3 protein-coding genes are annotated in these 17,210 nt (G+C 48.8%); 2 read left to right on the plus strand and 1 reads right to left on the minus strand.

The genetic code is table 11. The features are described 5' to 3' along the window. Positions 1-55: 55 nt before the first annotated feature. Both GWR21_RS29980 and GWR21_RS29985 read left to right on the plus strand, forming a co-directional pair. Entirely contained in the window at positions 56-3,511 is a 3,456-nt protein-coding gene (locus tag GWR21_RS29980; protein WP_162335369.1) for a hypothetical protein, read from the plus strand. Next, a complete protein-coding gene (locus GWR21_RS29985) occupies positions 3,486-15,713 on the plus strand; it encodes a LysM peptidoglycan-binding domain-containing protein (protein ID WP_162335370.1) in 12,228 nt (4,075 codons plus the stop codon). Before GWR21_RS29980 ends, GWR21_RS29985 begins: the two co-directional genes overlap by 26 nt. A gap of 54 nt (positions 15,714-15,767) precedes the next feature. Here GWR21_RS29985 and GWR21_RS29990 read toward each other — a convergent pair whose 3' ends face one another. Then, a complete protein-coding gene (locus GWR21_RS29990) occupies positions 15,768-17,207 on the minus strand; it encodes a TIGR04222 domain-containing membrane protein (RefSeq protein WP_162335371.1) in 1,440 nt (479 codons plus the stop codon). Positions 17,208-17,210 lie beyond the last annotated feature (3 nt).

Genomic DNA, 17,210 nt, shown 5'->3' on the forward strand with positions numbered 1-17,210 from the left:
TGAACTTGTCATGGGCCATAAGCGATTATGGCTCATGACTATAACCCTTTTTACTATGTACTTCACCAGATCATTTACAGATAAGCTATATATCGCACAGAACACCTCCGGCGACAGCGGTTTTATGGCTTTGGTTACGCCGGTTAACGCGCCCGATAAAACACAGATCAGCCTTACCGAAGCACTGACCAATAATACCTGGGGCGGTAGTTTTACGATATCTGCAAAGACGCCTCAGATAACCAATAAAGCGCAGGCGGATGCTTTTGTAAATGCTATCAGTAATGTGGTGGGAATTACCAGGCAATTTATCTGGTTACGTGATGTCAATAACCTGACATCAGGTAATATGTTCAATGCCCAGTTCGGCGTCAGTGGTAATGCCGCTTCGCTGAATACGGGCCTGACTTTCGTACTTACGCCAACGCTAAACTTCCTTATCAGGAACGGTGCCAGCATTACGCCCGATGCCAATGACAACGCCCTGTTGTTCTCTGGCACCGTGATTGGTTTCGACGGCGCCAGTGCCCCGAAAATGTCTCAGGCAACTGAGGCGGCACTTCCCTGTACCGGTGGCACAAAAGGATGTATAGTATTTCCCGGTTTCATTGAACGCACTTCTTTGCTGAATAATATGCAATGGGGTTTCCAGTTGCTCATACCCGATGGGAATGGCGGCACACAATCCTCCTGGCAGCCTTTTGTGAATCCTAACGTTGGTCCTACACAATACATAGGGTTCAATATCTCTATTGATCCTACGGATGTATTTAATGAAGTATTTGATCCCTGTGACGGTAATGAATGTGCGATCCCGGCGGCATATGCGTCCCGCAGGACCTTCTTCGATTTTACCGGCAAAGACCTGAAAGAAAATGATGTCAGACTTGTTAGCTACTATACGACCGTATTTGGTTATAACGTGACCCTGGTGCCTGGTACCACCGGTAACGTTACCTACAATGCCCGCCTGGTATTTTCACTGAGTGATAAGGGTGGTACCGCATTTGTCGGTTTCCACCTGTCGCCGGAAGGAGACTATATTATAGCGTTACCGGATACTGCCGGGCAGGATAATTATTACTTACTCTGTGGCATGTCGGGTACTGAGTTCTTTAAAGTAACACCACAGATCAGCAGCGCTAAAGGTGACATCCTACGCTTCCTGTCGCGCAGACCCGCCTATGTGCCTATATTCCCTTTACCTGTGGCGTCACCCGTGGGCGTGCCTATTGACCTGAACCAGTCACCGTTGAATACGCAATATCGTACTTCCTGGGCTACAATAGTAAATAACTCCGGTAATCCGGTGTTTTATGTATCTCAGCCAGCTGGCGCGTCACTATATGGTACCGACAAACTGATAGAACCTAAGTTCAATGATCTGCTGGGACATACCACACCTGGTTTCCAGTTCTCCGCAACGGATAGTAGTTTCTTTCCGATGTTTCCTTATACGGGTATGAAGTCAGATTATAGTGTCATTCCTTCATCAGGTGTGGCAGATCTGGAGAGTACAGTGGTCAGCCCTGAACGCAGGCGTATCATTGCCGGCTTCACCGGCAATACCGGAGGGAATGGTAATCAGAAGAATGAAACGACACCGGCAGGGATTATCTCAGATATCACACAGGACGATCAGGGGGCTATCATTAAGTGGAATGATTTCACGCTGGGCTGGAATATTGATAACGGCGTGAAGTATACACTGGCTTTCCAGGACCCGCCTGTACCCCTGGTCAATGCACTGCAGTCCAGTGATGTTATGCTGGTGGTAGCAAATAATAAGCACCTGGGTACCTTCCTCAATGAGATGAGTATCGGCAGCTGGCTGATGAAGATCGATACAGGCGTCGATCAGGCTTATAATGACTATAGAAATGTAATCATCATCAAAGGACGGAAGGGCAAACTGTATGATGCGGGTGCTGAGGCAAACAGTCTGGTGGCGAATCCGCTGAACTGGACACAGCGCCGTGATTTTGCTATTCCTAATGATGATGAGACACAGCTCGTCATTCTTTCACAGTGGATCCAGAATTACTTCTCTGAAGCGGCCGGGCAAAGTGGTAATCCTTATTTTGATAAGTTCAATGCGATAGCCGCAGATGAAAACTGGACGGGTATTTTATTCCTGCGCATCAATGTCGAAGATGTACCTGTGAACCTCAAAGGTATTATGGCTGGCATCACTGATCCGGATGCTTTTAATGCGCATCACCTGGGAATAGAGATCAGTCCTGTGAAGAAAGGTGACAACGGGCCCATAGCTGATCATCCGGCGGCTATCTTTGGACTGATATACTACCTGGACCCTGATTTCACTGACCAGAAAGATCCTGAGACCATTGCGCCGGCTACCAATGGCGACTATGATTACAGACTGCTTTCCCTCAAAGTACTGTTTGAGAATACGGCTGTCAGGAGCTTTGAAAGCTATGCACAGCTAACCCTGAACAAGGTATTGGGTTCGGCGGTGACACGGATGCTCACGCCGGAAAGTATATATCACAATATACTGTTGACAGGTACTTTGCAGATCAATAATGGTAACCCGTTATATACATTGAGCAGCCAGAAGGATGACGCCTTTTATCTCAACAGCAATATCATCCGGAGAGTAGAGATCAATCATGTCATGCTTTCTACCCGGTCAGCCGCAGGCGCACCAGAGACGCAATGTTGGTTTGCCATGTCTGGCTTTATAGATTACTTCGCGCTCCGGGATGATACAACCGGTGTGTTTGATGTATTCTCTTTTGGTAATACTGATGGACAGGATATACCTGGACAGGGACTTGCGTTCTCTAATATGGGTATCAGTATGACCTTCCCGGCTGTTGAACCGGCTGACAGCACACTTACCTTCTCGACGGCGGAAATTACATTTGATCTGTCTCATAGTACACCAAGAACGAATTCACTTTATACCAATATGCTGCTGGATATGGAGTCGCTGCAAACTGGTACTGCTACCAGCACGCCTAAAGATAATGGCTACCTGGATGTATTGCCTGACCTGCGGATGAGTGGCGTGAGCGGGCAGGAATGGCTGGGACTGCGTATGAAACTGAATATGGGTACGCCCGGAGAACTGGCAGGTAAGATAGGGCTGAACGCCTGGCTGTTGTTGTACTGGTCGCCGGATAGTACGGATGACACGGGCTACCAGGCAGGGATCAGTATATCGCTGCCAGGCACGGAGAGCGGCGCAAAGCTCATCAGCCTGCAGAATGTAATGAAGCTGTCCATTGGTCAGATAAGACTGTTATATATCAAAGACAAGCAATCCTTCCTATTGTTATTTACAGACATCGCACTGAAGTTCATCGGTCTGCTGAAAATACCATCTGGCGGTAATACACTCTTCTATCTCTTTGGAAATCCCGGTGCAGGTGGCAAGACTTCCGGCCTTGGCTGGTATGCTATGTATGCAAAGGATGCAGTAAAACTGAATACACAAACCACCACTAAAGTTAAAGTTCATGAGCCACAACTTCTCGAGCAGTAATCCCATGGATATTGCTGCACAGTTAAATAGGATTTCAATGGTGTCAGATGGTGCAAATGAGGATAGCTTTCAGGCCGAGAAAACTGATACGATCAATTATCTGAATAAACAACAGGAGATAAGGGCATTGGTAGTAGGTAGCCAGAATTTTGGCCACCTGGCGGCCACCGTTGGTCTTATCAACAGGATGGCTTCTCTCTCGGACGATGTGTTGTATTCAATCTGTTTATATTATGCAGACAACTGGCAGGGGGAAACCGAAATAAAGATAGTGATAGATGCACTGCAGGTGCTATTGCCACAATTCAAGGAACTGAATACTGAGTTCAAAGTGATTTCAGCGCAGAACACGAACCGTGTCAGGGTGATAGATATTGTCAGGGATATTCCTTCTGCTATAGAGCTGGGTTTTACCGGTGGTTGTGATGATGGTGAGCGCTCCGATCTTAATGACGGTATCAAGGCGATGCAGGTAGATTATTTTCTGAAATTACAACCCTATTACTGGCATCTTGGGGCAGATGAGTGTATGCGACTTATCACCAATAAAGAGAAAACGGTGAGTCTGGATGATTATTACGAAGACGAGGGGATCAATTTTCACCGGTTAGCGTATTATAAGGCATCCGCTGTGCTCACTGATTTCGACAGACAGGTGATAGCCGATTCGAAATATGCATCTAAACTGGAGGTAGCGCTTTACCTTACACAACGTACACAGGCAGCCCAGCTGAATTTGTGTGCTGTATATGGAATAGAAACCTATACTGCACCGGAGGTCGCATTATATAATATCAGTGCCGGCATTCTTGAGACACAGTCTGAAGGAGCAGGAGGTGCTAAACAGTCACTACCATGTGTGGTGCTGCTGTTTCAGGAAATAACGGCAGCTGGCTGGAATATATTTACAACACTGGTGAGTGATCCATCTTCGCCTGCACTGGCGGACGAAGATAGGGCTTCTGCTACTTTTCTCAGTTGGCATAAGAAGAGAAATGTCTCAGCTAATGTGAGTGTCCTCGGTGGCCCGGACAATTATCCGGACCTGGGAACAGTGACTGCTGCGGTGAATCAACTCCATGCAGGGCAGGTGCTGGTTATTTACTTTGGGAATGTTCCCCAGACACTGTATGACTATCTGTATTCCTCGTCAACATATCCTACGGTGTTTGAAGGACAGGCAACTGCTTCCACGGTTTTCAATTTTGGGAAGCCGTTCTTTAAATACAGTAAGGGACAAGAGGACGTCACCACGGACTATCCCACCGTGGATAATATAGACAATGATGGGGAAGCGGGTGCTGACGCACAGAATAGCCGCAGGATAGCATCAGGTCTGTTCACCGCATCGCCGGCTACCTGGATTAGCAGGAAAGTTAAAAAGAAGCAACAGCATGAAATATTTCCTGTGTCAGGTATCAGCAGCATTAACAGACAGGCTTTCGATGATGAGGATGATGGATATTTTGATGAGATCGGAGATTATTTTCATGACGAAGAGAACGATAAGTTCCTATATGGAATGTCTGCATTGCTGACATTGAAAGAGAATGATTTTGTTTTCACTACTGACGAGGCCCTGAAGCTGCAGGCAGCCGCAGGCAATGAAAAGCTGCTGGAGTTCTATAAGAAAATAGAGGGTCAGTCTACAGTAGACCTGACTGCGGCGTTGGGCAGCGGTTTCTGTTATGACTGGTTTAGTAAGGTCTCCCTGAAGGGGACACTGACCGTGAACGATGCTGTTGCTGCTATTAATGGCGATAATACTTTGGTTACACTTAGCGGTAAGACGTCTTCTTTCCTGATACCAGGGTTAGGCGTTGCGTTTAAGTTCACGGAAAGCAAGGAACAGCTCCTTGCTGTTATGACGATGACTTTTGATGCAGGCAGTTTTAGTCTGCCTAAGGTTCCCTGGTTGCAATTTCCAGGTACCACTACCTGTGAAATGAACCTGGATCCGACAGCGACAGTGCCGGCCAAAGGTACATTCACTGTGACTGTCACAGCAGGCGTGACCACCACAATGCAACTGAAGATTCCTTCAGATCCCAATACCTGGTCATTACAGGCGCAGTTTGGCGATAACTTCCCTAATCTCAATGATATCTTTCAGTTTGTTGGTGGTATCAACCTGCGCGAGATCCTGCCGCAACAGCTGGGCATCGTGACAGATATCAGGGTGTCCAGCCTGGGGTTTGCCTATAATTATAGTACCGCTGCTATCCGTTATATTTCTTTCCGGGCCAGGACATCAGACGGAACTTCATGGAAACTTGTGCCTGGTGTGGAAATCAGCCAGCTATCTTTTGGGATGTCTGTGGATCGTCCCATAGATATGAACAACCGTGTTACCATTGGTAACATTGGAGGTGTGTTTGGTATCGGTGATGGCAAGCTGAGTATCAATGCAGGTATGCCAGACATCATCATAGATGGCGGCCTGTTGCCGGATAGTCCGCCTGTTTCTGTGCAGTCCATACTGTCCGCGTATCTGGGGGATCAATATGCGGCTGCGTTGCCCACCGCTATCAAGGATACGGCAATCGCACTACTGACATTTAAATTAAACAGTATTGCCGGTGTATACAGCTTCGCGATGAAGGTAACTGCTGACTGGCAGATCCCATTGGCGGGTGTCAACATATTTACGATCACGGAACTGGGATGTGACATATCGGCTATTGTCGCACAGGCAGATAATTCCGGAAATGCCGTGACAGCAAAGGATACCAGTGTGACGGGCAGCTTCTCCGGTTCAATTGTGATCCTGCCAGACTCAGATAAGATCACACTTGTTGCTTCTGCTGCGTATAAAGGCAGCGACAAGGGCTGGACATTCACCGCTAAACAGACGACTGGTGAGGTAAGCCTGATCAGACTGTTTACCGCTTATCTTCCAGCTGACTGGAAGCCAGACCCCTCCCAGTTTGACATTACCATTAATGGTTTAGGCATTACGATTGAAACCGTGACCAACTCGTGGGAATTTACTGGTAAAACAGCGAAGCCGATCCATATACCAGGTATTAACCTGGACATCACCATGAACCTGTTATGTGGCTACAAGGCGGCAGGAACAGCTGTAGACGCTGCAGCCCTGCTACTCTCATCGGGCGTGTCTGATGTGGTGATACCTGTGCTGGAAGTAGATAATGAAGGCGTATTACAGGTAGCTGGTTACTATGGTGCTCTCAGTGCCACGATCAAATGGGAGAATATCGAACTGACTGTTTTCTATGATTTCAAACCTGACTATAAAGCCTATGGCATCCGCTGGTGGGTACTGGAAGGGAAGATCGTAGAGCAGGGGGGGAAACAGATCGCTACCCTGAGTTTCCGGGAATCCATCACCTTAGGGGCGATGGTGGAGAAAATGATCTCCTGGGCCACGGGTTCTTCGTACAGTCTGGCAGCTCCATGGAGCATACTGAATGCTATTTCACTGAATAACCTTTCCCTCGAATATAACTTTACGGATAAACAGGTCAGCTTTAACGTGAACATCGGCCCGATAGAAATGGGCTTCGCACGTATTGATGGTATCTCAGTGACTTATAAATCCAATCAGCCGGATCCGGAAGACAACGGTGTGATCGTTGAACTGAAAGGGTCCTTCCGCTGGCAGGATGACAAGAGTAAGCCACTCAGCTGGGATGCCGCCAGACCTGAGACAACACCTGCTCCGGAAGGACAGGGGAACAAATACCTGGACCTGCGACTGCTTGCCCTGGGACAGCATGTAACGCTGCCCTGCTTTTTGACAGCTGATACTGTTCAGAAAGCGATTGAGTGTATGAAGCAGTTGCCGGTACCAGATAAGAACAATATCACCATTCCTCCTGTAACGCTGGATGCGAACAGCTCCTGGCTGATAGGAATGGACTTTGGCGTATTACGTTTCGGTGGAGATGATACTGATAAGAAGCTGTCACTGGAGGATGCTGCATCAAAAGCTGGTTACCTGCTGACCATGCAGATCATCTTCAATGATCCGAATCTGTATGCGCTGCGGATCAAGCTGGACGGGGAATCGGCGAAGGTGTTCAAGGGACTGGATTTCCAGATCATGTATAAAAAGGTAAGTGATACCATCGGTTTGTATAAGGCAGAGATCACATTGCCCGACAAGATGCGTTTCATCAGAATGGGACAGGTCAATTTCACCCTGCCGGTATTTGGTATGGAGTACTATACCAACGGCGATTTTCAGGTGGATGTGGGCTTCCCCTGGAAGGAAGATTTCTCCCGTTCATTTACCTTCCAGACATTGATATGGACCCCGGTAGGTATCCCTATTCCAGTCATGGGATCGTTAGGCGTGTATTTCGGTAAATTGTCCAGCGCGACGACCAGCAGGGTGCCTGCGATTGATAATGGTACGTTTAATCCGGTACTGGTATTTGGTTTTGGTATACAGTTCGGATTGGGTTATACATTTGATATTGGCATTCTGAGGGCAGGCTTCAGCCTCACCATTGTGGCTATCCTGGAAGGGATACTCGCTAAATTCAATCCTTATCAGCTCACAGATGGCAGTGGCAGAACCGACCAGCTGGAAACATCTTATTACTTCTGGCTGAAGGGCACGGCTGGCATCATTGGTAAACTGTTTGGTACTGTAGATTTTGCTATCATCAAGGCAGATGTAAATATCGATATCCGTATACTGGCATCCTTCACCTTTGCGCCTTACGAGCCGATAGAACTGAACCTGACCGCATCCGTAAGTGTGTCCCTCTCCGTAAAGATCAACCTGGGTCTGTTTAAGATAAAGATCAGTTTCAGCTTCTCCGCGAAGATCTCCCAGACAGTCACTATCAAGGGTATCGGTGGTACTTCTCCATGGCATGTAGTGCCTTCCGGCAATGCGATGGTATTGGCATACCGCAGGGGGCGTGTCAGGGCATTACAGCTGCGTGAAGCATCAGCTATTACGGTCAACTGGAATAACCTGGCAGCACCGGCGGCCACTATCCCCCTCAAAGGTTATATGGGGCTCGGTCTGACAATGGCAGGTGATAATGCAGGTCAGTTGTCAGAACAGCTGCCCTGTTATGTGGCCATGATGTTTATCGACTCTGTTGAGGGACCACAGGAAGACCGCACCAGTGCACGCCTGAAGGCATTCACGGATACACCAGATACTTCTTTTGAAGCACTTGCGAAAATGATCCTGCGCTGGGTGGCAGCCGCTCTGCAATCACAGCCGGTTACACCCGGTCAGGCAGACCAGGTGATCATCAGGGAAGATCAGCTCACGCAGTTGCTCGCTGTGTTAAATGATCCGGAAGGGGCAGGTATATTTACCAACGCCCAGATCAACGCCTTCATGACTAATCAGTTCAGTATGCAGGTGGCTGGTCCGGATACAGACCAGCAGGTGACAGGCGCTTACTTCCCGCTGGCGCCGGATGTCAGTCTGTCAATGGCTGCATATGGCAGCAGTTATCCTGCCCTGTCATACACACTGGGAGGCTATAATAATACCTCGGAAGATTACAGGAAGTTCCTCCGTGAATACTTTGAGCAACTGGCCGTATATGCGTCTCAGCAAACAGCTGCTGACGGTCGGCAATTCTCATTGCAGGATGATAGTAGCGAATCGCTCGGCAGCTTTGTCTTCAATGATTACTTTGTTATGATCTCGAGACAACTGGTGCAGACAGCACTGGATGCCCTGAAAGAGTTCAAGTATTTCGTTCAGGCAAATGATACGCCTGCACAGATCGTTAATACCGTTAATGCTGGTGCAAACCTCTCTGGTGGTGCTGCTTACTCCGTAGCGGAACTGTTTGCGGACAATAGCGCTGCGGCATTGACGGCAGGTAGTAAACTCAGTATGCAGGGCGCTTCCTGGATCGTACAGGCCAATGATACGTTCAACAGTATCGCAGCCAATACACTGTTTGGTGGTGCTTTCAATGGTGCGGCGCTGGCTGCACGTAATGCCGCGATGCAGCATACCCTGAACACTGGTATTACAATCAATTATCCGGACAAAACAGCTTATACTACGCAACCAGGAGAATCGCTGGATGATGTGGCAGCAGCGATAGGAGTCAGCACGAGCGATCTGATTGCCAATGGCGGTGTTGCGTCACTTGCCAATCTGCCGCTCCCGGTAGCGACATTGGCTTTACCTGACTTTGTGTACACTACAATAGAGGGGGATACACTACAAAGCATTGCGGCTAAATTACACCTGGCAGAAGAACTGCTGGCAGTGCCTGATAGCAATAGTAAAGTCACTAACCTGTTTGCTGGGGAGACACTTGACATCGCTAACCTGACCCAATATAAGGTTGGTGAACTGATAAAGGAAATGCAGGCTACACAGGGACTGCAACACCTGTCAGGTATGACCTCCCGTTACTATATGGCAGGGCTGCGTTTGCCAACAGATGGCATCTCTCCGTTGCAGAAAGGTATGTGGGTAACCGGTACCTCAGTTAATGACTATAAACTGCCGCCATTCGCAGGTCTTTATGCGCTTACTGGTCAGCAGTTCCCGGTACCGGCGTTAAACACAACAGATACATTTAATGTCACCATAGGTAACGGCGGTCTCGGATGGCTCACCTTCACCGGCGCCGATCCGGCTAACCTGACAATTGCTGTTGCACCAGGCAGTGATAGTGCCAACCAGATTACACTGGTCAAGGCATATGCGACCAGTAACAGGCTGGACACCGGTATGAGTTTCCTGGGTATGAACGGCATGTTCAACACCAAACCGGCTACTTATTCATTCTCTACACAGGTGGACTGGAGCGCTGCTTCTGTTTTTGCTATGCCATATAGCGGTGCCACTACGGGTACGCCAGGTATGCAGTTATGGATGTTACCAGACAACCTGCTACAGTTGCCTGATCCGGGGACACGTATGGTCAATCCGCGTATTATCGCGAAAGTTGGAACCTACCAGGAAGCTGTCAGGGGGATGGTCAGCCGCGATCTGCAGAATTACGGGTATGCTTCATTGGTAGCGTTCACAATTAAAAAGGTGCCGGTGGTGCTCACCAGTCCATCGACCCTGACGATCTATGAAGTAATGGGAGCCGATGGCAACAGTGCTAATATACTGGAACGTATAGTCAGTGAAGTGGGTAATGATGTTAGTATGATCCAGTCGCTGATCCTGGCTTACCAGGCAGATGCGACCAGTACGACCACCAGCGGTATTCAGACAGACAATGCTGCCGCCCTCACAATGGGACTGGCACAGGTGAACCTGTCTACCGAGACCAGGCCGGACATGACAATGGTAAGCAGTCGTGCGTTACAGCTGGATGAAAGTACTGGTATGACGTTGCTGAATGACAAAACTACCTTCATACGACTGTTATGGGAAGCAGCGATCACCCGCTCGGGAGGTTATTTCCTCTATTATTTTAACAGCGATAACAACGGTGGGTTACCCGACAGGATCTTCAATGACAAAGATGAGGCGCTGGTATCCCTGGTTGTACTATATGCTAAACCAGCAGAACAGGCATTACAGGATACGGTGACCGGATATATGAATGCGCTGGTCACTACGGAGACATTTGATCCGCAGAAATCAACACTGTTTGGAGAAGCAACTCCACTGGAAAATCTGACGGTTCCGGCAGATGCGACGCAGACACTCTCCAGTCTCGCTTATGCATATTATGGTAATGTGGCGGAAGTAGCAGCAGATAATGCAGGACTGCAACTGAGGAAGGGACTGACCATTAACGTGGCAGAAGGTGTCTACGAGGCAGGACCGGCAGCACCCGGTGGAGACCTGAATGCTATTGCCAGTTATTTTGGTACAACTGCACAGGCTATTCAAAGCAGTAATCCACAGCAGACAAGCTGGCCGGTAAAACAGTTCACATCGATCTATCTGCCAGCGCTGACAGTCAGTTCGAATGACTACAATACCTTAGGTGCGATTGCGAAAAAATACGGGTTATCGCTCACGGCGCTGGCTAATCAGAACAAGGATCTGCAGGGTATTTTCAGCGATGGACAACAGATCGCGATCAGTGGTGGTCCTGTAGAAATAGCGGCTACCGTACCTCAGGGCAATATCACCTGGGAAGCAGTACGTCAGCAGCCAGCGGCTATCCCGGATAAACCCGAAGGGGCGGACTATGGAAAGGTCTTCCTGCAGAATATGTATAGCCTGTTGTCTTACCAGGTCTATGGCAATGCATTCTTTAATGAAAGTAAACTGGGGCTACCAGCTAATCCAACCACTGAACCGGAAGACAACAACAGTCTCTCTAAAATGAATGTACCCAGAACGCTGGAGACAGGAGACGACTGGATATTCCGCGTAGCGGTGCCTTATACCCGCTTTGTAACCGCCAGTCCGGGTGTCGCCACCGGGTTATTACCTGATCCGGCGCAGAGTCCTTATAGCGGGTTAGGCAATCTGCTACAGGTGCAGTTCGCATGGCAGGACCTCTACGGTAACCGCCTGATCACAGACCTGTCTGATCCGCAGGCAGGAGACATTACACCGCTCAATATGCCGCCAGTGATCACTGGTTACAGTGATGCGCTCATCCCGCTGAATCAATGGCCGTCAATAGCCGCTGTTTATAGTGTAGACAAGTATACCACGCCGCAGCTGAATGTATCATTCAGATTTGATCCCACTGTGTATGATGGACTGATCGCCGTGACAGCAATTGATAGTATTACGATCAACGCCTTGTTTACCGTGACATTGGACAAAGACAGTGCGAATACAGCCGCTAACTACACGATAGACCAGGGCGTTACTGTTTCCGCAGCGGTGTTACAGCCGGACAACAGGACCGTGAAACTGACAGTCAGCCAACTGCCGGACAATGGTGAAGTGACGGTGAATATCAGCAATATCTATAATACTGATAAATCACTGACTTTCCAGGGATACGCCGCCTTTAACCAGACGGAGGGCCTGAACAAGCCTTCATCTTCTGTCATTGATAAGGCAGCAGGTGATCTGATAACATATACCCAGGTATGGTATCAGCTGACGGATAGTTATGGTGTCGACTTCAAAGTAGCTACAACCCTGGTAACCGAAAGCTATCAGCTGAGTCAGGCGCAGGTAAATAGCCTGGTGCAGGAATGGATCGCGTCGGTCTGGCAGTTCGTCAATAGCCGTGCACAGGGACTGACGACAGTTACTACGCCGATAGGACAGCATGACATCACCTTTGATATCGATATCACGAAACTCAACCAGGAGGAGATGTGGCGGCTGGATACGGGCTTTACCATTGAAAGGAGCAGAGGTGTTGTGATGGGAGATCTGGAAACAGCGGGTAATATCCGTTCAGTAACCACTGTACTGACACCTTTTGCAGGCGCCGCGGGAGATACTGCATCTGCGCTCAATTCATTTGTTGACAACTTTGAGGCAGCATTGGAGCAACCGGGTAATTACCGGCTGGAGGTAGCTACAGGTGTAGACAGGGAGGCCGCGCTGTCAGGTGCCCCCGGTAATCAGCTATGGGTAGTACGTACAGGACTGAAGAAAGAAACGGCGATCAACTATTATATCAATGATCAGCAGCCTGTATCAATTTTTGCACCGCGGCCGGTGTCCACACAACTACAGAGCAGGACAGGAGTGCCGATCTGGAATTTTGATCCGGTGAAGGGTATTTCTTTTGATGGCCAGCCTGACAGAACGCTCGACTTCTCCGGCATCGATATGGACCAGTGGGCACAGTACCTGTTTGGTGTACTGGATAATGTACTGACATCCTCGTTTGTCGCACCGGTGCAGCTGGTGGATCAGCATATGGGTACCGCTTATTTCCAGACAATGCTGGACAACAAACGGGCACTGGCAGATATAATCCGTGAATGGATGACCTTCGTTTTTGCAGATGAATCGGGGCAGTTGGCCGACATACAGGAAGCATTTAAGCAGCAATTACTCGTACGGCTGACAAATGCGTATACGGTGAAGGCGGGGGTGCAATATACAGCGGTGGTGAATGCAGGTGATTTCAGGCTGTTTTTCGCGGGTGTAGATAAAACCAAACCCAACCTCGTCAACCTGGTATTTACGTCGGATATCAGCCCGGAAACTGCTTCAAATGCGGCTAATTACAGTATCTCGGGCGGACTGAATGTAACGGCAGTGATCGCAGATGTTAACAATCCGCAGATCGTGACCTTACAGCTGAGCGGAAATGTTGTACCAGATGTGACGGTGGTGACAATAAAAAGCACTTTTTCCAGCGCCGGAGGCAGTACAATACAGCCGCCATTGTCCATGACCGCTGTATATGGTGCGGCAGCAACGCCTGAACTGTTTGGTAACATCAGCCAGAATTTCCGCCTGCTGGCAGCAGTGCCGGCGAAGGAAGACCTGCAGTTATTGTTGTACTTCTCCGGTGTGCCGGATGCAACGGTGGTTACCAACACAGATAAATACCAGGTGTCTGGTCTGACGGTGACCAAAGCCGTGCAGGACCCGGACAACCAGCAGATCGTTATACTAACAGTTTCAGGAGAGCCGGTGGCAGGTACGACTACCGTCGGCGTGACCCCGCCTTACTATGATGCATCAGGTGTTATGCTCCGGCCGGTGAGTGGTCTTATTGTGACTGCCACTGCGGATGTCAGCCACCGGACAGAAGGGATCAGTCTGACTTCGGCCAGGGTCAGTCTGAAGAACAGCGATAATGTGCCGCTGCCGTTCCTGGTATCGGCACCACAGCTTGTAAGAAATGACGATGGAGCGGTTCTTTCCTGGATAGACCTGGATACTTCCTATGAGGTGAGTGCTATAGAACATCAGATCGCATATCTACCGGATATAGCTGATTACAGGGCTTCCAGCTGGCTGAATTTTGCAGACCGGCCTGAAAGTCTGCAGACAGATCTTGGTCCGGTGAAAGTGCCTATGATCCTGCGGGCATATCCGACGCCACCTTCTATGGATAAACAGACAGGGGACTACCTGGTGAAGGCAGATAAGTCACTGAGCAATATTCTGTACTGGAATTATAACATCAATGTTTCACAGACGTACCATTATCCGCAGGATGAGCTGAATTTTACGGTACTGTTCAACGTGACACCTGATCCGGCTGCGAAACTCTTTGGACTGAAAGATGCATTCAACGAGCTGGCAGAATTCGTGACAGTCTATCCGGATGTAGCGAAAGTGTTCAATGATACGTTGATCAAAATAGATGCAAAGACAACAGACCAGTCAGTGTTTGATCAGTCTTCCACCGCATTACGTTCATTTAATGAGATGATAGGCAGGATCATCACCGCCGCCGCCGGTAATAATCTGAAAGCGTTCAATATGTACGCGTCTCCATGGGTGACCACGGTTGATCCTTACGTATTCAAACTGACAGAGGGTACAGGTACGGTAGATGTATATACGAATATATTGACCGTTACATTGACGGGAACACCGCCGGCGGGTATAGGTATACCAACAGTATTGATACCTGGTTACGATACGCAGGTCTACGGTACACCAACAGCAGATACCTTCAGTTATTATTTTACTGCGAATGGCATACCGCTTTCAGCAGCCGTGGGACAGGCGATAGCACCACGTGTGATACAGCTGCCGGACCTCAACCTGTTCGCACGGCAGAATATTCAGACCTCCGTTGAGATGAAGCGGAATGTGGATCTGGTACCTGGCCGGCAGACGGCGGACGATTTTATATACACGACCGGAGAGACTGCCTTCCCGGACCTGTTTAATCCGGTGCTTAATTATGCAGCACCGGTTGATATAGCGGCAGTGTCTACGGGTAGTGATCAGAAAGCGACTTTAAAAGCACAACTACAGTCGTTGTTTGATGTATTGCTCAGGTATAACTCGCAGGAACTGCTCAGTTTTATGATGACCTGTTCCTATAATTATCAGTTGAACGCTGACATGCAGGGACTGGGTGAATTGCAACTGCCGGTAGTCATGCAGCCGTTGCAAACATTCAATGTAGATACTAAAAGCGTGGATACAGATTATAAGACACTGGTGGATATGATCGACGGATGGACCGGTAGTATACAGACCTGGTTCAATGAACATAAGCCAGACCCCATGGCCGGAAGATTATATTTTGAGTTATCTGTCTTCTCGAACCTGGATGATAATACGCCGAAGCCACTGTTACGACTGACAGGATTATACCTGGACCTGTTGTATATATCAGATGTGAGTACCGTATTCTTAAAAGAAGGCGTTCTGTAGTCATATAGCCCGGAGGCATCGTATGTTTCCGGGCTTCATTGCCGGATATGGCGACTAATCACCACCACCACAACCGCCACAACCGCCACCACAACTGCTACCGCAACTGCTTCCACTGCTGCAGCTACTACCACTGCTTCCGCAACCCGATGCACCTCCGAAGTCTTTACTGGCAGGATCGCCGTAGGTATTGCGGAAGGAGGAAATATGATCAGCAGCAAATACTGCGGTGAGGAAAGTAATATCGCTGAAACCGCTTACAGCCGGCAGACCTCTCATGGCATAGCTGGGAACAACTGTATCGGTCTGCTGTTCTATCCCGTCGTATCTTGCCTGAAAGAGTTCCTTCGCTTTTTTATACATCGAAAGGTCTCGTCTCCAGCCTTTTCTCAGGATCATACAAAGGAAGTATACAACAAGTATTTCCACGAACAGGAAGCCAACAGGTTTGTGGTTGATCAGTCCCTGTACGATCCTTAGGGCCGGTAAAGCATAGAGTATTGCCAGCAGTGAGGTGATGAACGGCCGTTTCTGTACTGCAAACTGATCCATGGCAATGAACACAGGATGACTGGCATCAGCAGCAGTATACCAGCTATCGTATATCTGTCTGTATTCAACGATCGCCTGATCATTTGCCTGTTCATAACCCGCGATGAGCGGATTCAGTTCTTTTTGACGTGGAGTGTACCCTTTTTTCCTGACCTTAAAGGAATGGTTATCTTCCGCTACCAGTAATCCACGTTTGATCAGATCGACAATACCGGTTTGTACCGCGCGGCTTTTCCCGTACACAAAGGCAGCTGCCTGGAAGGGGGATGCATCTTCCGGAAAATATTTAGTCAGCAGTTCATTGGCCTGTTCCTGACTTTTTTGCTGATAGAGGAGATACATGATGAGGTAACAGCTGGCAAATACCATGAAGAACCAGATGAACTGCGGACCTTTCAGATAGAAGGGGAATGGCTGACTGAACACGATCCCTGAGAATATGAAAGGAAATGCTGCCAGCGCAACGAACCATATTTTCAGTCGTTGCGTCCACGCTACCGGTGGGTATGCAGGTACCTGTACTTGAGTGGCCGGGGCAGGCCAGATATCTTCCGGCGGAGCGCTTTCAAAAGTCAGCAGGTATAATTCCCGTGTGGCCTTATACCAGTCAAGGTGCCTGTCATCTTCCTGTGTCCCTCCTGCAGAAGGATAGTGGTGAATATCCTTTTCAAGGGTGTTCCGGCAGAAATCTATCCAGTAGGATTTGGTATAGGTCAGATGGAGATGCCATACTTCATCTACAACACTGGAAGGTGCAGCGCCGGTTGGAGAGATACAACAGAGTAGCATAAACTTCCTGTACTCTTCAATCGCACGTTGGGTGAAAGCGGGCGTCCAGCCCTGTTCAGCAGCCAGCTTTTTCGAAAAGGTATTGACTGCTGTGCTGTCATCGAAAGTAAAGTCCCTGATCTTCGTCCAGAGGGTTTGGTGTGCTTGTAACATAGG

The sequence above is a fragment of the Chitinophaga agri genome (genome assembly GCF_010093065.1).
GTDB classification, from domain to species: Bacteria; Bacteroidota; Bacteroidia; order Chitinophagales; family Chitinophagaceae; genus Chitinophaga; species Chitinophaga agri.

Bases quoted from the DNA above. Each gene is read 5' to 3' on its own strand.
- GWR21_RS29980 (WP_162335369.1), top strand. From the start codon at position 56: ATGTACTTCACCAGATCATTTACAGATAAGCTATATATCGCACAGAAC.
- GWR21_RS29985 (WP_162335370.1), top strand. From the start codon at position 3,486: ATGAGCCACAACTTCTCGAGCAGTAATCCCATGGATATTGCTGCACAG.
- GWR21_RS29990 (WP_162335371.1), bottom strand. From the start codon at position 17,207: ATGTTACAAGCACACCAAACCCTCTGGACGAAGATCAGGGACTTTACT.